Here is a 19,363-nt window from a genome sequence, read left to right as displayed (position 1 = left end):
CGTGAATCGCCCAGATGGAGACCTCACCATGTCATCAGTTGCCGACAGTACTCAGCAAGGCGCCCTGCCGGAAGCGCCAGCTTTGAGCAGCGGCACGCCCCTGTCCCACCGCACGTACCGCGACCTGCTCGAACAGGCGCAGGTGGGGGTCTTCGTCATCCAGCAAGGCTGCTTCAAGTACGTCAACCCGAAGGTGGTCGAGCTGCTCGGCTACTCCGAGGCACAGCTGCTGGCGGGCATGACCGCCACGGCCGTCGTGCACCCGCAGGACATCTCGCGGGTGGCCGAACACATCCGCCAGCGCATGGCCGGCATCGCCGGCGTGGCCTACGACATCCGGTGCGTGCGGGCCGATGGAAGCATCTTCGTCGGCCGGGTGTTCGGCCGGGCGATCGTCTTCGAGGGCGGGCCGGCCGACCTGGTCACGCTGAGCGACGTGAGCGAGATCCAGCGGGCGCGGGAACTGGCCGAGTGGCGTGCCCGCATGCTGGCGCAGACCGAACTGCTGTGCCGCAGCGGCTCGGTCGAGATCGACCTCACGGCCCGGCGCGCCACCCTGTCGTCGGGCGCCTACGCGCTGCTGGGCGAGACCCACGAACCGGGGACCTTGTCGATCCTGGCGGCCCTGCGCTGGATCCCGCGCGACGAACGCCGCTTCCTGCTGTCGATCTGGCGTGGCGCGGCGCGTGGCGACCCGTTCGAATTCCAGCACCGCATCCTGCGCGCCGACGGCAGCCGCCTGGTGGTGCTGCACCGCGGCGTGGTCGATGTCGGTGCCGACGGCGTGTCGATGCGCGGTGTCGTCATCCTGCAGGACATCACGGCCCAGCGCGAGGCCGAAGGACGCATTCAGGAGCTTGCCAACTACGACGAGCTGACCGGTCTGCCGAACCGCGTGCTGCTGCTCGACCGCCTGGATGCCGCGGCCCATGCCGCGCAATGGGACGAAGGCCGCTTCGCACTGCTGTCGCTCAGCATTGCCCAGGTCGACCAGGTGGAAGAGACGATGGGGTTCGGCGCCGGCGACACCCTCGCGATGGCCATCGCGGCGCGCCTGTCCGGGCTGTGCCGATCGGAAGAGACGCTGGCCCACCTGGGCGGCGGCGAGTTCGCCGTGTTGCTCGACCCGGCGCTCGGCGACGGCGAAGACGCGGTCTCGCAACGGGCTCGCACCATCCTCGAAGGCCTGCGCCTGCCCGAGAACGTCGGGCAGACCGAGGTCTACCTCAGCTGCTCGATCGGCATCGCGACCTACCCGGCCGATGCCGATGGTGCACAACGCCTGCTGGAATGCGCCCAGACCGCGCGCCTGCACACCGACAACGGCGCCAGCCGCATCGCCTTCTTCACGCCGCAGGCGAACGTGCATGCGGTGCGCCGCATGACGCTCGAGTCGGCGTTGCGCCGCGCGATCGGCCGCCAGGAGCTGACGCTGCACTACCAGCCCCAGGTCGACCTCACCGATGGCCGGCTGATCGGCGTCGAAGCCCTGGTGCGCTGGCATTGCAGCGAGCTCGGCGACGTTCCGCCGGCCGAGTTCATCCCGGTGGCAGAGCAGACCGGGCTCATCATCCCGATCGGCGAATGGGTGATGCGCAGCGCCTGCACGCAGGCTGCCTCGTGGGCCCGCGCGGGCCTGCCGAGCGTGCGCGTGCACGTGAACCTGTCGCCGCTGCAGCTGCAGCAACCCGACATCGCGCGCCGCCTGCACGCGATCCTGCTGGAGACGGGCGCCAACCCGGCGCACCTGGGCGTCGAAGTGACCGAGAGCATGCTGACCGTGGACGTCGAGCATGCGGCGCGCACGCTGCGCGAGCTGAAGGCCATCGGCGTCGAGATCTCGCTCGACGACTTCGGGACCGGCTACTCCAACCTGGGCGTGCTGCGCACACTGCCGATCGACGTCGTGAAGATCGATCGCTCGTTCGTGCACGACGTGACCGCTGCGCCCGAAGACGTCTCGATCACACGCGCGGTGCTGACCATGGCCCACAGCCTGCAGATGAAGGTGCTGGCCGAAGGCGTCGAGACCGAGGGCCAGCTGAACCTGCTGATCGCCAACGGCTGCGACATGATCCAGGGCTACTTCTTCAGCAAGCCGGTTCCTGCCGACGAACTGGAGCAGATGCTGCGCGAGAACCGCCGCCTGCCCGACCGCTTCCTGACGCGCGGCCAGCGCAAGCGCACCTTGCTGCTGGTGGACGACGAAGAGAACATCGTCTCGTCGCTGCGCCGCCTGTTCCGGCGCGACGGCTACAACATCGTCACCGCCCACAGCGGCGCGGAGGGCCTGCAGCGCCTGGCCGAGGTGAACGTCGACGTCATCGTGTCGGATCAACGCATGCCGGGCATGACCGGTGTCGAGTTCCTGCGCCGCGCGAAGGAGCTCTATCCCGACACGGTGCGCATGGTGCTGTCCGGCTACACCGAACTGCAATCGATCACCGATGCCGTCAACGAAGGCGCCATCTACAAGTTCCTGACCAAGCCGTGGGACGACGAACGCCTGCGGGTCCACGTGGCCGAGGCCTTCCGCCAGAAGGACATGGCCGACGAGAACCGGCGGCTCGCCCGCGAGGTGCACAGCGCGAATCACGAACTGGCGCTCGTCAACGAGCGCCTCGAGGGCTTGCTGACGCGCCAGCGGGAACAGACGAGCCTCGAAGAATGCCGCGCCGCCAACGCACGCAGCGTGCTCGAGAACGTGCCGACCCCGATCGTCGGCGTCGATGCTGACGGGATGATCGCCTTCGTCAACCGCGACGCGCAGATGCTGCTGTCCGATGCCGGCGCGCTCATCGGCTGCGACGCCGACGAGGTGCTGCCCGCCGGGCTGTGCCAGGTGCTGTCGCTGGACGCCGGCGTGCATCGGCGCGTCGAGCTGCGCGGCCGCTGGCATCGCGCGGTGTGCCGCGCGATGGACGACACGACCGCCAGCGGCAAGCTGCTCGTCATCACACCCGAATTCGAGACGGAGGTTTCCTGACATGTCCGAGCCCACCCGCTCCGCCGGCCCCGCCGCCGAACCACCGGCCGCTTCGCCCACAGCGCGTGCCACCGGCGCCGCCGAGGTGCGCGAGCGCCTGAACTACCTGTTTCGCGCCTCGCTGCAGGAAGGCCGCCTGCACCCGCTCTACCACCTGATTCAACAGTACCGCCTCGGGGAACAACCGTGACGCAGCCCACCCTCCACCCCGACGCCGTGCATGCCAAGGTGCGCACCTTGCCCGCGCTTCCGCAGGCCGTCATCGAACTGCGTTCCGCGCTGAAGCGCGAAGACGTCGCCGTCGACGAACTCGCCGCGACCATCTCCCACGACCAGGCGTTGACCGCCAAGACGCTGCGCCTGGCCAACTCGTCGTTCTATGGCGTCGCCGGCCGCGTGTCGTCGATCCGGGGGGCGATCAACATCCTCGGGCTGCGCACCGTGGCCACGGTGGCGACGACGGCGGTGGTGATCTCGAGCTTCGATCGCACGGCCTGCGCCGGCTTCGACTTCGACGGCTTCTGGCGCCACGCGCTGGCCACCGCGTTCTGCGCGCAGGAGCTGGCGGCGGCCACCCACATGGACGGCGAGGCGGCGTTCTCTGCCGGCCTGCTGCACGACATCGGCCGCCTGGCCCTGGCCACCTACTTTCCGCTCGAGCTGGGCCAGACGCTCGCGTGGGCCGCCGAGCACGACGTCCACGCGATCGAGGCCGAGCGGCTGATGCTCAACACCGACCATGCGGCGGTGGGCGGCCTGATCGCCGAGCACTGGAACTTCGCGCCGGCCATCGCCGAGGCGATCCGCTGCCACCACGAGCTGCCCGCCCACAAGTCGGCGACCCTGGCCGACCTGGCCCACGTGGCCGACAACATGACCCACGCGCTGGACCTGTCGGGACTCGACGAGGACATGGTGCCGCCGCTGTCGCTCGCTGCCTGGGAGCGCGTGGCGCTGTCGCCGCAGCAGGTGCAGAAGATCTTTGAACGAACCGAGCGGCAGGCGCAGAGCGTGCGCGACTCGCTGACCGTCTAGGAGACCCCATGGACCTGTCCACCCCCTCTTGCGCGCCGGCCGGCGACACCGCGGCCGCCCAGCTCACCCCCGTGCAGATCGAAGCCCTGCTGCGCGCGAACGAAGAACTGACCGAACTCAACCGCAAGCTCTCGGAGGCCCAGGACAAGCTGGTGCAATCGGAGAAGCTCGCCTCCATCGGCCAGCTCGCGGCGGGCGTCGCGCACGAGATCAACAACCCGATCGGCTTCATCTTCTCGAACTTCGGCACGCTGGAGAAGTACCTGGCGCAGCTGTTCGGCATGCTCGCCGCCTACGAGGCCGCAGAGCCCGCGCTCGCCGGCACCCCGGCAGCGGCGCAGCTGCTGCGGCTGCGCGAGGAGATCGAGCTCGACTACCTGAAGGACGACATCCCGGCGCTGATGACCGAGTCGAAGGACGGGATCCAGCGCGTGCGCAAGATCGTGCAGGACCTGAAGGACTTCTCGCGCGTGGATGCGCGGCAGGAATGGGAGTGGGTCAGCCTGCACACCGGGATCGACTCCACGTTGAACATCGTCAACAACGAGATCAAGTACAAGGCCGACGTCGTCAAGCGCTACGGCGAGCTGCCCGATGTCGAATGCCTGCCGTCGGAGCTGAACCAGGTGTTCATGAACCTGCTCGTCAACGCGGCCCATGCGATCAGCGCCGAGCGCGGGACGATCACGATCAGCACCGGCACCGCGGGCGACATGGCCTGGGTCGAGATCGCGGACAACGGTAGCGGCATCGCGCCCGAGAACCTGAAACGCATCTTCGATCCGTTCTTCACGACCAAGCCGGTCGGCAAGGGCACCGGCCTCGGGTTGTCGCTGTCGTACGGCATCGTCAAGAAGCACGGCGGGCGGATCGAGGTGAACAGCGAGCCGGGCCGCGGCACGGCGTTTCGGGTCAGCGTTCCGGTGAAACGCATCGACGCCGCGGCGGCCTGAGGCGAGCCCCATGCAGGAAGCCGTCTTGTCCGGACCCGAGTCCGCCACGTCGACGCCGCCGGTGGCCGGGCTGCCCGTCGCGCCGTGGACGATCCTGTGCGTCGACGACGAGCCGAACATCCTGTCGTCGCTGCGGCGGGCGCTGCGCAATCCCCGCTACCGCGTGCTGACCGCGCCCGGCGGCGACGAGGCGCTGGCCATGCTGGAGGCCACGCCGGTCGACCTGGTGATCTCGGACATGCGCATGCCCGGCATGGACGGCGCCCGGCTGCTCGGGCAGATCCGGCGCCGCTGGCCGCGCACCATGCGCATCCTGCTGACCGGCTACGCCGATGTCGACTCGACCGTCGCCGCCATCAACGAAGGCCAGATCTACCGCTACGTCAACAAGCCCTGGGACGACGGCGAGCTGCAGGTCACGGTGGCACAAGCGCTGGAACGGCTCGAACTCGAACGGGAGAAGGAGCGGCTGGAGGCGCTGACGCACGCGCAGAACGAGGAGCTGCGGCGCTTCAATGCGGAACTCGAGCGGCGGGTCGAGGAGCGCACGGTCGAAGTGACGCAGGCCAACGACAAGCTCAAGCGCAACTACATGACCTCGATCAAGGTGTTCGCCAACCTGATCGAGCTGCGTGGCACGCAACTGGTCGGCCACGGCCGGCGCATGGCCGAGATGGCACGCGCGCTGTCCAGGGCAATGGGCTGCAACAGCGAAGACACGCAGGCGGTGTTCGTCGCGGCCTTGCTGCACGACATCGGCCTGATCGGGCTGTCCGACGAGATCCTGGCCAAGCCGGTTCCCAAGCTCAGCGTCGAAGAACTGGCGCTGTACCGCAAGCACCCGATCCTCGGCGAGCAATCGCTGATGGCGCTGGACGACATGCAACCGGTCGCGGCGCTGATCCGGGCCCACCACGAGCACTTCGACGGCAAGGGCTTCCCCGACGGGCGCGCCGGCGCCGACATTCCGCTGGGCGCGCGCATCCTCGCGATCGTCGACGCCTACGACGACCTGCTCAACGGGCACATGGGTGCGGCCGGGCTGAAGACGGCGCAGGTGCGCACGCTGCTGATGCACGGCCGCGGCTCGCAGTTCGACCCCGAGGTGCTCGACGTCTTCCTGCACATCAACCAGCCCAGTGCCCCGACGCCGCCGGCGCCGATCTCGATGACCACCGAGCACCTGCAGCCGGGCATGGTGCTCGCAGCCGACATGATCTCGCGCGAGGGTGCGCTGCTGCTCGCGACCGACCACGTGCTGACCGCCGACACCATCCGCCGCATCCGGCAGTACGAACAACGCGAAGGCATGCGCATCGAATTGCGCGTGCGCCCCATGAGGAAAACCTGATGAAAGCATCCATCCTGCTGGTCGACGACGAGGTGCATGTGCTGACCGCGTTGCACCGCGTGCTGCGGCTGCCGCTGCGCGACCGCGCACGCATTGAGCTGTTCAGCGACACGCGCCTGGCGCTGGAGCGCGTCAAGGAACACGCGTTCGACGTGGTCGTGTCCGACTTCAGGATGCCGCACCAGGACGGCATCGCGTTCCTCGGCGCCGTGCGGGCGGTGCAGCCGCGCGCCGTGCCCTTGATCGTCAGCGCCTCGGCCGACGTCTCGACCTTGGTGCGGGCCGTCAACGACGCCCAGGTGTTTCGCTACCTGCTGAAGCCGTGGGACGACCAGGAATTGCTGAACTGCATCGATGCCGCGTTGCGCCGCGCCGGCGAGCTGCGCGAAGAGCACCTGCTGGCGGATGCGACGCGCCTGCGCCAGGGCAGCCTGACGGCCGCCGAGGCGGAGCGACGGCGCCTCGAAGCGATCGAGCCCGGCCTGACCCACGTCGACTGGGGCCCGCACGGCGAGGTGCTGATGCCGCCGCTGGACTGATCAGGACTGCGAAGGCCCCTTGCGATCGCGCGCCCCGAACTTCGGCACCAGCATGCCCACCTGCTTGCGGTACAGCTGGTAGCGCTGGCCGAATTGCGCAACCAGGTCGCGCTCCTCGAACCAGATGCCGATCAGGATGTAGCCGGTGCTGCCAGCGGCGAACAGGAAATGGCCCGCCGTCATCTGCGGCGTCGCCCAGAACCCGAGGATGAAGCCGAGGTAGATCGGATGCCGCACCTGGCGGTAGAACAGTGGCGTGTGGAACACCGGCGTCGGAAGCGCCTGGCCGCGCAGGTTCGCCCACACCTGCCGCAGTCCGAACAGCTCGAAGTGGTTGATCAGGAAGGTGCTGATCAGCAGCACGCCCCAGCCGAGCCAGAACACGCCCAGCAAGAGCGTGCGCACGACCGGATCGGCGACCGACCACACCACCGGCTCGGCGATCGGCCGCCATTGCCACAGCAGCAGGGCCAGCACGGCGGTCGCCGCGAGCACGAAGCTGCTGCGCTCCATCGATTCGGGAATGATCTTCGTCCACCAGCGCTTGAAGCCGCGCCGCGCCATCACGCTGTGCTGCACGGCGAACAGCCCGAGCAGCGCCAGGTCGACGACCAGTGTTTCGACGAGCGGCGCCGCGGTTCCGCTGTCGATGGTCTTGGGCAGCAGCGGCAGGTTGCCGACAAAGCCGATGGCGTAGGTGAAGGTGGCGAGGAAGAAGAGGTAGACCACCAGGCCGTAGAGGGCTGCGAGGATTGCCATGTCGAGTCTCCCATTGCAGAACACTGCAGAAGTTGGCGGGCGGGTCAACGTGCCCACTCGCGGTTGTCCAGAACCTGCGCAATGCGCAGTGCGGCCCGTGCGGCACCGTCGGTCTCCACCGGCCGGTAGCGCACGGGTTCGTGCATCGCGGCCAGCGCGCGCGCGGCCAGTTGATCGGGGTCGAGCGTCGCCGCGTAGTCCATCGAGCGGTCGGCCGCGTAGTTGGCCAGGCGCTGGCGCACGTGCACGCATTGCTCGAAGTGCCGTTGCAACGGAAAGCTCAGGAAGGGCCGCCGCGTGGCCACCAGTTCCATCGTCGTCGACAGCCCGCCTTGCACCAGCGCGAGGTCGCAGCAGGCGAGGTGCTCGTAGAGCTTGTGCACATAGGGCCGCAGCTCGAGCCCTGGTTGCGGCTTGAACGCATCGGTCGACAAGCGCGGGCCGGTGACCAGGATCAGGCGCAACTCGGGCAGCTCGCGCTTCATGCGCGGGAAGGCCGCGGCGATGCGCTGCAGCAGGTGCTCGCCGGTGGCCGTGCCACCGACCGCGGCAATGGCGATCTTTTCATCGCTGCGGTAGCCGTGCTGCGCGCGCAGGCGCTCGGTGTCGGCCAGCGTGCGCGCATCGAACGGCAGGCAGTAGCCGCAGTAGCAGAAGTTGCGATCGGTCCACTCGCGGATGACCGGCAGGCCGGGGCCGAAGCGCTGCTCGCTCACGTCGTCGCGGTTGCCGACGAAGATCGCCGCGTCGCGCAGGTAGGGGTAGCGCGCCACATGCTCGATGTCGTCGGCATTGCGGTCGGCGCACAGCGTGGCTTCACGCTCATTGCCCGGTTCCATCGGCAGGCAGCCGACGAAGTCGGTCAGGAAGACATAGGGCTGGCGCTTGAGTTCCGGGTTCTCGTGGTAGTGGTAGTCGACCTCCCAGGCCTCGTCGCCGATGACGATGTCGTAGTGCTCGGCCTCCATCAGGTCGACGAAGGTCATGAAGTTGCGGCTCATGATCTCGTCCATCGTGCGCAGCGCGAAGAAGGCAGACAGGTCGTGTTCGCCGGCCACCTGCTCGAAATGGCGGCTCTCGTTGGCCAGCCGTTGCGTGATCGGGTGAAGGCGCTCGCCTTCGCGCGCCAGGTAGCGCGCGGCCGGATCGACCGTGAACCAGTCGATCGCGAGATCCGGCTGCAGCTTGCGCAACTCGCGCGCGATGGCCAGGTCGCGCTGCACATGGCCCAGGCCGATGGCGCTGGAGATGAACAGCGCGCGGCGCGGGCGCGCCATCGCGCGCACCCAGGTGCGCTGGCGCGCCGGCCCGGCGATGAACTCGCGCAGCGTCCGGTTGAAGAGCACCGCGTCGCGCACCGCGGTGACATGCCCGCCGCCGGCGACCGTGAGCATCTTCGAGCCCGGCACCAGCGCGTGGATCTCCTGGCCCTTGGCATGCGGTGCGCGCCGGTCGCCGTCGCCATGGATCACCAGCGTCGGGCAAGTGATGCGGCGCGCCAGCTCGCGCACGTCGTTGCCCACCCATGCGTTGCGGCAGGCGCCCAGCCATTCGGCGCTGGTGGCCCAGCCGTAGTGCACACCGTCTTCATAGGCCTTCGTCGAATGCGGTTCGCTGAAGATCGTGCTCATGAACCAGTCGAGGTAGCCGGGCCAGTCGCTGCCCAGCAACTCGCCTTCCATTTTCAGGCGCTGGGCGAGTTTCTCGTCGCTGGGCAGCGAATCGGCAAAGCCGCCGGCGGTGATCACATGCGTGACACGCTGCGGTTGTTCGGCCGCCAGCCGCAGCACCGTCATGGCCGCGGCCGAGATGCCGACCAGCGCGGTGCGCTCGGCGCCGACGGCATCGAGCACGGCCACGAAATCGGCATGGAAGTGGTCGAAGCTGTAGGCGGCCTGCCCGGTCGGCCGATCGGAGCGGCCGTTGCCGCGGCCGTCGGTGGTGATGACACGGAAGTGCTGCGACAGGTAGGGCACCGTGCCCTTGAGCATCTGGCTGTGCACGACCTGGAACGACGGCGCAAAGGCGATCCACGGGCCGGCGTCGCCCCACACCGCATACCAGATCTTCACGCCCGCGCGGTCGACGAAGCCCTGCTGCGCCGGCTGCACCGTGTCGTAGGGCGAGGCGTCGGGAGCGGGCACCGACCCGGGCTCGGGCAAGGGGCCGGCGATGCGGTCGAACCGCTCGGGCAGCGGGCGGCGCGGCGTGTTCATGCGCGGCTCCGCGGGCGCCGCGCGGGTGCGATCGGCTCGGCGAGCTTCGCATCCAGCGACTGCAGCAGCCACTGGACGGCATCGAGCGCCGCGCCGTGGGCGAGCGATTCTTCCTTCACGCCGAGCAGGTCGGCGAACTCCATGCCCAGCCAGAACTCCGAGATCCAGCAGGCGATGACTTCGGCGGTGAACGGCGGGGGCAGCTTCGCGCCGGTGGCTTCGTACGCGGCCAGGGCCTCGCGCACGGCACCCAGCACCAGCTTCTTCCAGGCCAGCAGGCGCGGCAGGAACTTCTCGCGCAGCCCGGGGTTGGAGAGGCTGGCGGCCCACAGCTCGGCCTGCAGGCGCACGAAGCCCGATGCCAGGTCGTCCTGGTAGAAGCGCCGCGCGCTGGCCCACTTCTGCGCGAACCCTTCATCGCCGTCGTACATCGACGCCTGGCGTGCCAGCAGCCGCTGGTTCACCGCGTCGAGCACGTCGATCACCAGCTGGTCCTTGCTGCGGAAGTGGTAGTTGATCAGCGCATGGTTGACGCCGGCGTCCTTGGCGATCTCGCGCACGCTCAGCGCCGCATAGCCATCGGCCACCAGGCGCCGGAAGGTCGCATCCAGGATGCGCTCGCGGGTCTGGGTCGCATTGCCGTCGTGCAGGCTCAAGCTTGCCGGCCTGGGCTTGCGAACTGCCGTCGTCGCGGGCATGGTCCACCAAGTGGTTTAAACGATCGTTCAAATCTAGGCGAGGAATGGGAGATGTCAAGCTCGAAGTCGCCTGCTCGTTCGCGGACAGGAATCTGCCGCAGTTCCCTGAGGGCCTGTACGGTGGGAACTCAGCCGCCTTCGTCGTTCCGGTCGGGACGCCGGCGCCTACCGGCAATCCAGGGCACATCACGGTGCACGATTTGAACAAGCCGTCGTCGACTTGCCAGGGGCCGATGTGCCGTTGATCAACGGGAAGGCGCGCTCAGAAGCTGGTGCGCACGCCGAGCGACCAGTTGCCGACGCGGTCCGTGCCACGCGGGAAATCGAAGCGGTGCTCGTCGTAGTCCAGCACCACGGCCCACTGCGGCGTGAACTGGTAGCCGACGCCGACGCCCCAGGCCGGCTTCCACGCGGTGCCCGTGCCGGAGTAGCCCGGGATGGGCGACTCGTTCTTCGTGCGGCCGTAGGTGGTGCCAAGGCGGCCGTACAGCAGGTAGGGGCTGTTGTTGGCCATCGGCACCTTGCCGACCAGGCTGACGTTCACGCCGTGGGCGCGCACGACGCCGCCGTTGCGATCGACCTCGCCGAGGTGCACGTAGCCAAGTTCCAGTCCCAGCCACTCGTTGAACATGCCGCCCACGTAGAGTTTGCCGGATGTGGCGCTGTCGTCGCAATTGCTGCCGGGTGCGCAGTCGGCACGGTAGTCCGACTGGCCGACGTTCAGGCCGACGTAGCCGGAGGTGGTGTAGGGGATCCACGACGAGCGTTGCGACGTGGATTGGGCATGCGCGGCGGCGCCGAGCACGAGGCACGCCGCCGCGGCGGCCGAACGAGCGGCCAGGTGCCGCGAAAGGGTGTGGGTCATCGTCTTCTCCAGTCAAGTGTCGAAGTGCCGTGCCGCAGCACCGGCGGATCCGCTGCTGCGCACCAGAACACTCCGGCAATCCGTGTTCCCCCTCTGAAGAATCGATCAAGCCAGCCGCTTGCCCCGTGCACGACGGTCAGATGATGGAGCGGACAATGCCCCCGTCGACTCTCAGTGAAGAACCCGTCGTTCCAGAAGACTGCTCCGAACACACGTAGACGACCAGATTTGCCACTTCTTCGGTCGTCGCAAAACGATTGGTCAGCGTGGAGGGCCGGGTCGTGTCCAGGAAGTTCTGCTCGGCTTCTTCCTGGGTGACGCCTTGCTCCTTCGCGGACGCCTTCATCCAGTTGTTCATGATTTCGGAGCGAGTGGGGCCGGGCAGGACGGCGTTGACGGTAACGCCCGTGCCCTTGGCGAGCTCGGCCAACCCCCGGGACACGGCGAGCTGCGCCGTCTTCGTGACGCCGTAGTCGATCATCTCCTTGGGAACCGCAATGGCCGACTCGCTGCTGATGAACACCACGCGACCCCACCCTCGCTGGATCATGCCCGGCATGAAGTGCCGTGATGCGCGAACGCCGCTCATGACGTTGAGTTGGTACAGGTCGAGCCAGTCGGCATCGTTCTGTTCGAAGAAGCCCTTTGGATATGCCGTGCCCGCATTGTTCACGAGGATGTCGACATCCTTGGCCTGAGCTGCCAGGGAAGCAGATCCTTCGGCTGTGGAGACGTCTGCGGCGACACCGGTGAAATCGGCGTTCGGCAGCAGCGCACGCAACTCTGCGATGGCTGTGTCCACGCGTTCCTTGGTACGTCCATTGATGACCACTGAAGCGCCGGCCCGGGCAAGGCCCTCGGCAATAGCCCGGCCGATGCCCGCGGTAGATCCGGTGACGAGGGCCTTTCGGCCGGTGAGTTCGATCCTCATGAGTTCTTCTCTCGGAGAGCACTGTCTGGCAGCAAGGAATGCAGTGTCCCGTTGCACGACACCCACTGGAAGGCAGGGCGAGCGCATATCGCCTATGCTTTGATCGCATGGACTGGCCTCCTCGCACTCTTTCAACCACCGGTGCGAAAGCGGGATGACACATGCACGACGACAAGCCAACAACACCAGCACGGCACACTGGCGCGCCCCTGCGACGAGATCAGAAGGGCTCTCTGGTTCGACAAACAGGCAAGCTTCTGTGGATGCAATGCTTCGTGCGATCGGTGGAGACAGGCAGCTTCTCCGCAACGGCCCGTGAACTGGGCATCGGGCAGCCCAACGTCAGTCGCCACATCGGTTCGCTCGAATCGCACCTCGGTCTGCGCCTGTTGCAGCGGACAACGCGCAAGCTGTCTCTGACGATCGAGGCGGAGCGCTACTACATCGAGGCCAGGCGTGCGCTGGACACGATCGACGAGGCGGAGTCAGTGGCTCGCGACGAAGACGAGCCCCGGGGGCTGTTGCGGGTCAGCTGTTCGATGGTCGTCGGTTTGCTGCATGTGCAACCGTTGATCGCGCCGTTGCTCGCCAAATACCCGCATCTGGAAGTCGAGCTCCATCTGTCCGACGAATACGTCGATCTCGTCGCGGAGCGCTTCGACCTGGCTGTGCGCGTCGGCACCTTGAAGAGCAGCGGGCTGGTTGCACGACAGGTTGGCGTGTCGGAGCGAGCTGTATTTGCCAGCACGGAATACCTCGAACGCCATGGTGAGCCGGCCACGCCCCAAGACTTGATGCAACACGAATGCCTGTTGAACACCCGATTGCCCACTGGAAGTCTCTGGCCCTTCGCGGGCGGCGAGATCAACGTTCGTGGCCGCTACCGGCTCAACAACAATGAGGCGGTCGTGAACGCGGTGCGCCAGGGCCTGGGCATCGGCCTCGCACCGGCCTGGATCTTCGAAGAGGATCTGCGCGCCGGCCGCGTCAAGGCGCTGCTGCCTCAGCACCCGCTGCCCGCCGGGGAAGTCCATCTGGTCTACCCGGAGCGCCGACTGATTGCCAAGCGAACGCGGATCTTCATGGACGCGATCGACAGTGCCTTCGCCGGCAAGGCAGCCGTGCAGCCCGGCTACCTTGATAGCCTCCGAAACGCCGGGCTCTCGCCAGCCGGTCAGAAACGGGGCACGTGATTCGTCGAGTGCTGGAGGTCCGAGACGTTGCTGCATGCAGGCGCTCGCAAACTTGGCTCACTGCTGCTCAGCGCTGGACGGCCGAGACCAGCAGACAGCCGGGCCCTCCGCTCACCCGGCGGGCCTCGCTGGGGGTGCTGACCCGTCGATCCATCGACGAGCCGGCTGAGAGAGTCCCTTCGAACCTGATTGAGGTAAGCCTCACGCCGCGAAAGTAAACTTTCCTCTCACAAGAAGAGAGGGAAGGAATGGCGAGGGTCTACAGCTACATCCGCTTCAGCGATGCGAAGCAGGCAGCGGGGGCGAGTTCGGAGCGGCAGCGAGCATATGCCCAGCAGTGGGCGAAGGATCACGGGCTTGTGCTCGATGATCAGCTCAGCTTGCGCGACGAGGGCCTGTCGGCCTATCACCAGAAGCATGTGAAGCAAGGGGCGCTTGGGGCGTTCCTGCGGGCTGTAGAGAATGGAGCCGTGCCCTCCTCTTCTGTTCTAGTGGTGGAGGGGCTTGATCGGTTGTCGCGTGCGGAGCCGCTGCAGGCGCAGGCGCAATTGGCATCCATCGTCAACGCGGGAATCAAGGTCGTCACCGCTTCAGACGGGAAGGTCTACAGCCGAGAAGGCTTGAAGGCCAATCCAATGGACTTGGTCTACAGCCTGCTGGTGATGATCCGGGCACGCGAGGAAAGCGACACGAAGAGCCGACGGGTGCGGGACGCGATTCGCCGGCAGTGTCAGGGGTGGCAGGCGGGGACCTATCGCGGCCTCATACGGTACGGCAAGACGCCGAGCTGGCCGCAGGTCGTCGATGGACGGTGGGAGTTGATTGAGCCGCGGGCCGAGGCACTGCGCGCAGGCGTCGACATGTACCTGCGTGGATTAGGCACCGGACACATCGCGCGCGAGCTGCATTTGGCCGGGCTTGCCGTGAGCAACGCCATCCCGAGCAGCGGGCACTTGGTGCGCTTGCTGGCGCACCCCGCACTCATCGGCGACAAGCACCTTGACCTCGACGCGGAGACCTTCCATCTCCTCAACTACTACCCGGCCGTCATCACGCGCGAGGTCTGGGCCGAACTGCAGGAACTCACGACGGCGAGGAGCAGGCGGAACGTGCGCGGCGAGATTCCATCCATCCTCACGGGCTTCGGCGTTTCAGTCTGCGGGTACTGCGGCGGGCCGTTGAAGAGCCAGACAATGGCCAGCAAGCGCCGAAGCGATGGCACGTTGTCTGATGGGCATCGTCGCCTCCAGTGCGTTCGGATCAACGATGGCGACGGATGCTCAGTGAGCGGCTCGTGTTCGGCTGCACCCGTCGAGCGCGCGCTTATGAGCTACTGCAGCGACCTGGTCAACCTGCAAGCGCTGTATCGCGGCGATCGCTCCGCGGTGCTGCGTGGCGAGCTGGCGCTGGCCAAGTCCCGCTTGAAGGACATCGAAACCAAGCTGGAGCGGCTGGCCGGCGCGCTGCTTGAGAGCGAAGACGCACCGGTCACGTTCGTTCGCCGAGCGCGTGAGCTGGAAGACGAGCGTAGCAAAGTGCAGGACTTGGTGAAAGCGACCGAACGCGCTGTCACGGAGGCATCCAGAGCCGACATCCACGGGGCAGATGTGCGGTGGAGATCCTTGGTCGAGGGCGTCGACAAGCTGCACTACGAGGACCGAGCGACTGCGCGGCAGCTCGTCGCGGACACCTTCGAGCGCATCGTCGTGCACCGGCGTGGCGTGCGCCCTGCAGAGACGGCGGTCGGCTACATAGATGTCTTGCTGCATGCCAAGGGAGGAACCAGCAGAATGCTACGCGTGGACAAGCGTGGCGGCTGGATCGCCGCCGAACACGTCGACCATGCCGAGGCCGCTTCGTCGGACATATAGTTGGTCTTGCTCGTGCGTAGGACGAGTGTCATCCCTTAGGGGTTCGCCTCTGATGCGTCGAGCACTGGCCTCTACACCTACGCTATCTCCTACTCAGACCTAATGGGATCGCCAGCCGCTGAAACCGCTCGACAACAATGCTTTACGCGTGGCCAGTGAGGAGTAGGTTGGCGAGGTCTGCTGGTATTGCGTCTGCCAGGACGTGGTGTTGCCGAAGCTGTAGCCGCCTGGGTTTCGCCTATAGATGACGGTGAACGCCATCAGGTCGTATGCGAGTTCGGCCGAGCTTTGCGCATGGCCGGACTTGGCATTCAGAATGCCCGAGATGATGTCGGCGTTGTCCTCGATCACGCTGGTATAGGTAAAGAGGCCGCCGCCCGGCACGAAGATCTGCTCGCGAAGCTTGGCCAGCGAGTGCCAGTTCCAGATGTGGCCGAACTCATGGAAGAACGTGCCGCCGGTCATCTGGGTGAAGAGTTCGACGCTGCGATCGAGTTCGCCCGGTGTCAACGACGCATCAGGGAATGCGAGCGGATCCGCCGCCTGACAGAATCTGGAGAAGCTCATCTGCTGCGAGGCGGCCAAGTCGACGATCTGCAATAGCGATAAGCTGGTGCGGCCACTCTCCCGCATCGCCAATCCATTTGCAACGTCCGCCATCAGATCCAGCATCTTTCCGTCGAGGACCATCAGTGTGTTGGCCGCGACGCCGCCGCCAAAGGGAACGGCTGTGCAGGCGAGATCGCTGCTCACTTGCACATAGACGCGTGCAATGCTGGCACGTTGAGCCAGGCGATTGAAGGTGTTGGTGTAGCGACCAGCGAGGTAGCTCGCGGACGTTGATTGAACGATCTGTTGATCCATCTGCGCAAGCGCCGCAGGTTCGTTAACTAGTGCGGTTATGACTGGCGAGAACTGCGGATTTTTCTCAAGGCCCGATGCCTGGAGTTGCCGGGCAAGTTGGACTTCGACCGGTGCGGCGGACGGCGGTGAGCCCGAATCGCCACCGCCACCGCACGCGGCAAGCCATACACCCATGGTCGCGAGCGCACCGGCCGAGAATGCGCGCCTGAGCCTGCAGATGTCGGTGAGCATACGCACCTCCTGTCGTTGCACGGAACATGTCGAATGCCTGCAGCATGACCTGCCTGGTCGGAACTAGCATCCGTCGTGTTGCGGACGCGGTTGGTGCGCAGGCCTGTCTGCAGCCCTCCTCAATCTGCTGGATGTCAAAGCCTGCGTGCCCGACTAGCGTCGCGCATGCGGCACGCCCACGGTGGACTGCCACCATCCATGCACAGGAGGTATCACATGAATCCTGCTATCGAGAAGCTGATCTCCATCGCTCGCAAAGAGATCGGAACCAGGGAGGGCCCGGCCAACAACACCGGCGCTCGGGTTGTCGAATACCAGGGCGCCACATGGCTGCAACCCGGTGCATGGCCTTGGTGCGCGGCCTTCACCTGCTGGATCATGCGCGAGCTGCTCGAGGACGAAGCGGTGCGGGCATACTTGAGCACCTACTTCAAGCGGCCGGGCCTCACGTTCGCTCAAGCAGACAAGTTGCGCTGCCGCGATGCCAGCGCCTTCGGCTGGGAGAAATGGGCGGCGTCCGCCGGCTTTCAGGTCTTGTCAGAAGCCAGCCTCGCCCGCGCCGGAGACTTCGTCGTGTACGACTTCTCGCACATCGGGTTAGTCATCGAGGATCAAGCTTCGCCGACCGACAAGATCAAGACCATCGAGGGCAACACCAATGGGCACGGAGAGCGTGAAGGCGATGGCGTATGGGCGAAGGAACGCATCCACACTCTCACCAAGTCGTACATTCGAATATTCAACTGAGCACTGCACAGCTGGACGGCGCAACCCTGGAGCTCGGCGCTGCTGGCCTAGTTGTCACCGCACGTTCGTATTGGCCGCCGGCCGCTTTGTGACGCGATGGTGTAGGCGCGGATGGGGCACGGCAAGTCCCGCACAGCTCGCTAGTGGCCGCCCAGTGGCGCTGTTGTGCTCGGCGCGAAGGCCCTGCAGCTCACAGCTGAACGGTGGGCAGGCGATCCCGTCGTCAGGGTCACTTGCTCAAACAAATGGTCTCATCTGCCTTGAGGAAGACGTCTTCGCGAAGATGCTGATACCGTCCAATCGGTTCCATACTCACGGGGCGCGACATGTCACTATTGAGCTCGTGGCGTCGGACTTTTAGACTCACCCCCACGTTTGCGCTTGCGCTTGCCGCGTTGACCTGCGGCCATGCAGCGGCCCAACCTGACGCGTGTGATAGAGGAATACTTGCGCAGTCGGAGAAGCTCAATTTCCCGTATGTTGCAAGATCTGGTGGCTATTGCGACGGCACAGTTGCATTCGACAACGGGGCAGTCTTGCAACTCGTGTCGTACACGATGGGTCCAGTGCGATTTTCCCCAGACCAGCCCCATGTAACGCTAAAGGTCGCGAGTTCTTCGAATGGCCAGTCCGTGAGGGTTATAGGCGTGGACAAGCGTCCCACCGGTTCATATCGATTCGATGCCATTCCGCCGGCGAGTGGTATCGATTTTGACCTGAAGGCTGCTGTCCATCCAAAGGGCTTGAAGGCTGAACATCTGGGCTTCGTTGCGTGGATCAACCGCAACGGAAGCACGCTGTATCTGCCGGTGGCGGTGGGCGCCCCGGAAGCGGGCGATTCGCCAGTTCTGGTCATGCGTGCGCCTACGGCCGTAGTTCAGGCCGCCTATGAGATATGCATCCATGGTCAACCCTGCGGGCCGCAAGAGCTGTGGAAGAGAGATCTCGAAGCAGGAAGCCAACTCGAGCTGAAACTGCCCAAAGGCCCGTCGCCTCGGCAGGCAGCGGTCAAGATCACAGTGGTGGGGCCGGGCAATCGGACTTTGGGTGATGTCCTGCAGATGCAAATCCCGTGATGGAAAGGCCCGCTCGCCAAGCGCTGAAGCAGAAGATCGCGGATGCCGAGGTCGGGCTCGAGACCAGTCTGACCCAGGAATCGACAACCGCCGATCTCAGTAGGCACGACAAAACTCTACGAATGCTCGACCGGCTGATCGGGCGCTTCCCCGCGAGCGAGGCCCCTTCATGGCAGCTGCCGCTGTTGGTTGCCGCGGTAGCCCTGTCACTCCTCGGCGTTGCGGAGATCGTCAAATTAAGGGGGCCGTTGGTAACGGTCGATGCTCGGCTATCCACGCTGGTCGTCAGCGCCGCCGCGGACGGTGCGGGCATGTCAAGTGATGCCGAGATTCCACTCAAGTCGCTCGAAGTCGCGGGAGATGCACAGGCGAAGGCCATCACCGACCCGGCGACATCAATCAGCTCTTTGAGGGTGGCTGCCGGGACCACAGTCGTTCTAGAGCAGCGGGCCTCGTGCTTCGAAATTCAGATTCCAATCGCACAGCGAGCCCCCAAGGCAAGCGTGGAGCTTGGACTTGACTTGCTCATTCTGCATCCGGCAAAGGCGCCAGGGCAATTGCCCAGGCCGATGGAACTGCGCGCGAAGCCAGGAACGACAGTCACGATCTGTGGTGATTTCCCACCCAACTATGCGCTTTCTGGGAGCGTCGAGAGCATCGACCTTTATCGGCGGCAGCCGGGCGATCCAGCTCGAGGCTTTGCCGACATGCGCACACCATCGATCGTCTCGGGCAAGCTGCGTATGCCGCAGGTCAATCGCGCGACGGACCTTCAGGACACCGAGATGCTCTCCTTGGATAGTGTCGCGCGCGGCTGGATATTCGTCTTCCCGGCACCGGTGATGCGGGTCGTTTTCTCCGGCAACGTCAACCGTCTGATTAGCGTGTCGCCCACGCCAGAGGGAGGTTCGGCCTCCCTCGAGCCCAGCTTGCTAGAGTGGTTTACGAAGTCCCCACTCGCGACCGCTGTATTCGGACTCGTTACCGGTTTAGTGGGGTTGTTATGGGCTCTCGGCAGGTACTTCGGGTTCTTGGCGCGTTGATCGTA

Annotated in this window: 17 protein-coding genes; 11 read left to right on the top strand and 6 right to left on the bottom strand. The window is 65.9% G+C overall.

Annotation, left to right across the window (positions count from 1 at the left end; all coding sequences use genetic code 11):
* Nucleotides 1–28 precede the first annotated feature (28 nt).
* The 6 genes from BUE42_RS10260 to BUE42_RS10235 are packed head-to-tail and all read left to right on the top strand — an operon-like array spanning nt 29 to nt 6,864.
* On the top strand, nt 29–2,986 hold the full coding sequence (locus BUE42_RS10260) for an EAL domain-containing protein (RefSeq protein ID WP_159445396.1): 2,958 nt from the start codon (nt 29–31) through the stop codon (nt 2,984–2,986).
* A gap of 1 nt (nt 2,987) precedes the next feature.
* Nucleotides 2,988–3,176: a hypothetical protein gene (locus BUE42_RS10255; protein ID WP_073464927.1), complete on the top strand. Its 189-nt coding sequence runs from the start codon at nt 2,988–2,990 to the stop codon at nt 3,174–3,176.
* Nucleotides 3,173–4,021: an HDOD domain-containing protein gene (locus BUE42_RS10250; RefSeq protein ID WP_083614034.1), complete on the top strand. Its 849-nt coding sequence runs from the start codon at nt 3,173–3,175 to the stop codon at nt 4,019–4,021. Before BUE42_RS10255 ends, BUE42_RS10250 begins: the two co-directional genes overlap by 4 nt.
* A gap of 8 nt (nt 4,022–4,029) precedes the next feature.
* Complete coding sequence (locus tag BUE42_RS10245; protein WP_073464925.1) at nt 4,030–4,974, top strand: ATP-binding protein; 945 nt, start codon at nt 4,030–4,032, stop codon at nt 4,972–4,974.
* A 10-nt stretch (nt 4,975–4,984) separates the two neighbouring features.
* Nucleotides 4,985–6,325 (top strand): response regulator c-di-GMP phosphodiesterase, NosR family, encoded by a 1,341-nt coding sequence (locus tag BUE42_RS10240; protein ID WP_083614033.1) that lies wholly within the window; start codon nt 4,985–4,987, stop codon nt 6,323–6,325.
* Nucleotides 6,325–6,864: a response regulator gene (locus BUE42_RS10235; RefSeq protein WP_073464923.1), complete on the top strand. Its 540-nt coding sequence runs from the start codon at nt 6,325–6,327 to the stop codon at nt 6,862–6,864. Before BUE42_RS10240 ends, BUE42_RS10235 begins: the two co-directional genes overlap by 1 nt.
* Here BUE42_RS10235 and mddA read toward each other — a convergent pair whose 3' ends face one another.
* The 5 genes from mddA to BUE42_RS10210 all read right to left on the bottom strand — a co-directional run bounded on the left by mddA (nt 6,865) and on the right by BUE42_RS10210 (nt 12,333).
* Entirely contained in the window at nt 6,865–7,623 is a 759-nt protein-coding gene (gene mddA / locus BUE42_RS10230) for a methanethiol S-methyltransferase (protein ID WP_073464920.1), read from the bottom strand.
* A gap of 44 nt (nt 7,624–7,667) precedes the next feature.
* Nucleotides 7,668–9,839: an alpha/beta hydrolase gene (locus BUE42_RS10225; protein WP_083614032.1), complete on the bottom strand. Its 2,172-nt coding sequence runs from the start codon at nt 9,837–9,839 to the stop codon at nt 7,668–7,670.
* A complete protein-coding gene (locus BUE42_RS10220) occupies nt 9,836–10,495 on the bottom strand; it encodes a TetR/AcrR family transcriptional regulator (RefSeq protein ID WP_073464918.1) in 660 nt (219 codons plus the stop codon). The genes BUE42_RS10225 and BUE42_RS10220 overlap by 4 nt, the downstream gene beginning before the upstream one ends.
* A gap of 304 nt (nt 10,496–10,799) precedes the next feature.
* A complete protein-coding gene (locus BUE42_RS10215) occupies nt 10,800–11,402 on the bottom strand; it encodes a porin family protein (protein ID WP_073464916.1) in 603 nt (200 codons plus the stop codon).
* 136 nt (nt 11,403–11,538) lie between these two features.
* Complete coding sequence (locus tag BUE42_RS10210; protein ID WP_073464913.1) at nt 11,539–12,333, bottom strand: SDR family NAD(P)-dependent oxidoreductase; 795 nt, start codon at nt 12,331–12,333, stop codon at nt 11,539–11,541.
* 161 nt (nt 12,334–12,494) lie between these two features.
* Here BUE42_RS10210 and BUE42_RS10205 point away from each other — a divergent pair, with 161 nt between their 5' ends.
* Nucleotides 12,495–13,526, top strand: coding sequence for a LysR family transcriptional regulator (locus tag BUE42_RS10205; RefSeq protein WP_083614030.1), 1,032 nt, complete (start codon nt 12,495–12,497; stop codon nt 13,524–13,526).
* Between the two features lie 248 nt (nt 13,527–13,774).
* Nucleotides 13,775–15,397, top strand: coding sequence for a recombinase family protein (locus BUE42_RS10200; RefSeq protein WP_073464908.1), 1,623 nt, complete (start codon nt 13,775–13,777; stop codon nt 15,395–15,397).
* A gap of 99 nt (nt 15,398–15,496) precedes the next feature.
* Here BUE42_RS10200 and BUE42_RS32105 read toward each other — a convergent pair whose 3' ends face one another.
* The gene (locus tag BUE42_RS32105; RefSeq protein ID WP_143171422.1) at nt 15,497–16,492 is read right to left on the bottom strand and encodes a hypothetical protein; all 996 of its coding nucleotides are present in this window, start codon (nt 16,490–16,492) and stop codon (nt 15,497–15,499) included.
* A 216-nt stretch (nt 16,493–16,708) separates the two neighbouring features.
* Between BUE42_RS32105 and BUE42_RS10190 the strand changes: the two genes are divergently transcribed.
* The 3 genes from BUE42_RS10190 (at nt 16,709) to BUE42_RS10180 (ending at nt 19,358) form a co-directional block, all read left to right on the top strand.
* Entirely contained in the window at nt 16,709–17,239 is a 531-nt protein-coding gene (locus BUE42_RS10190; protein WP_073464905.1) for a CHAP domain-containing protein, read from the top strand.
* Nucleotides 17,240–17,886: 647 nt separating this feature from the next.
* On the top strand, nt 17,887–18,315 hold the full coding sequence (locus BUE42_RS32100) for a hypothetical protein (protein WP_143171421.1): 429 nt from the start codon (nt 17,887–17,889) through the stop codon (nt 18,313–18,315).
* On the top strand, nt 18,315–19,358 hold the full coding sequence (locus tag BUE42_RS10180; RefSeq protein WP_073464900.1) for a hypothetical protein: 1,044 nt from the start codon (nt 18,315–18,317) through the stop codon (nt 19,356–19,358). The genes BUE42_RS32100 and BUE42_RS10180 overlap by 1 nt, the downstream gene beginning before the upstream one ends.
* Nucleotides 19,359–19,363: the final 5 nt, after the last annotated feature.

It is taken from the genome of Rhizobacter sp. OV335 (assembly GCF_900142965.1).
Classification (GTDB): Bacteria; Pseudomonadota; Gammaproteobacteria; order Burkholderiales; family Burkholderiaceae_C; genus Rhizobacter.
The sequence above is the reverse complement of the archived record's forward strand: the minus strand, read 5'-3'. Positions and strand labels throughout refer to the sequence as shown.

What these genes read in the sequence shown, in the direction of transcription:
- BUE42_RS10260 (WP_159445396.1), top strand. Translation starts at nt 29, where the DNA reads ATGTCATCAGTTGCCGACAGTACTCAGCAAGGCGCCCTGCCGGAAGCG.
- BUE42_RS10255 (WP_073464927.1), top strand. Translation starts at nt 2,988, where the DNA reads ATGTCCGAGCCCACCCGCTCCGCCGGCCCCGCCGCCGAACCACCGGCC.
- BUE42_RS10245 (WP_073464925.1), top strand. Translation starts at nt 4,030, where the DNA reads ATGGACCTGTCCACCCCCTCTTGCGCGCCGGCCGGCGACACCGCGGCC.
- BUE42_RS10240 (WP_083614033.1), top strand. Translation starts at nt 4,985, where the DNA reads ATGCAGGAAGCCGTCTTGTCCGGACCCGAGTCCGCCACGTCGACGCCG.
- BUE42_RS10235 (WP_073464923.1), top strand. Translation starts at nt 6,325, where the DNA reads ATGAAAGCATCCATCCTGCTGGTCGACGACGAGGTGCATGTGCTGACC.
- mddA (WP_073464920.1), bottom strand. Translation starts at nt 7,623, where the DNA reads ATGGCAATCCTCGCAGCCCTCTACGGCCTGGTGGTCTACCTCTTCTTC.
- BUE42_RS10225 (WP_083614032.1), bottom strand. Translation starts at nt 9,839, where the DNA reads ATGAACACGCCGCGCCGCCCGCTGCCCGAGCGGTTCGACCGCATCGCC.
- BUE42_RS10215 (WP_073464916.1), bottom strand. Translation starts at nt 11,402, where the DNA reads ATGACCCACACCCTTTCGCGGCACCTGGCCGCTCGTTCGGCCGCCGCG.
- BUE42_RS10210 (WP_073464913.1), bottom strand. Translation starts at nt 12,333, where the DNA reads ATGAGGATCGAACTCACCGGCCGAAAGGCCCTCGTCACCGGATCTACC.
- BUE42_RS10205 (WP_083614030.1), top strand. Translation starts at nt 12,495, where the DNA reads ATGCACGACGACAAGCCAACAACACCAGCACGGCACACTGGCGCGCCC.
- BUE42_RS10200 (WP_073464908.1), top strand. Translation starts at nt 13,775, where the DNA reads ATGGCGAGGGTCTACAGCTACATCCGCTTCAGCGATGCGAAGCAGGCA.
- BUE42_RS32105 (WP_143171422.1), bottom strand. Translation starts at nt 16,492, where the DNA reads ATGCTCACCGACATCTGCAGGCTCAGGCGCGCATTCTCGGCCGGTGCG.
- BUE42_RS10190 (WP_073464905.1), top strand. Translation starts at nt 16,709, where the DNA reads ATGAATCCTGCTATCGAGAAGCTGATCTCCATCGCTCGCAAAGAGATC.
- BUE42_RS10180 (WP_073464900.1), top strand. Translation starts at nt 18,315, where the DNA reads ATGGAAAGGCCCGCTCGCCAAGCGCTGAAGCAGAAGATCGCGGATGCC.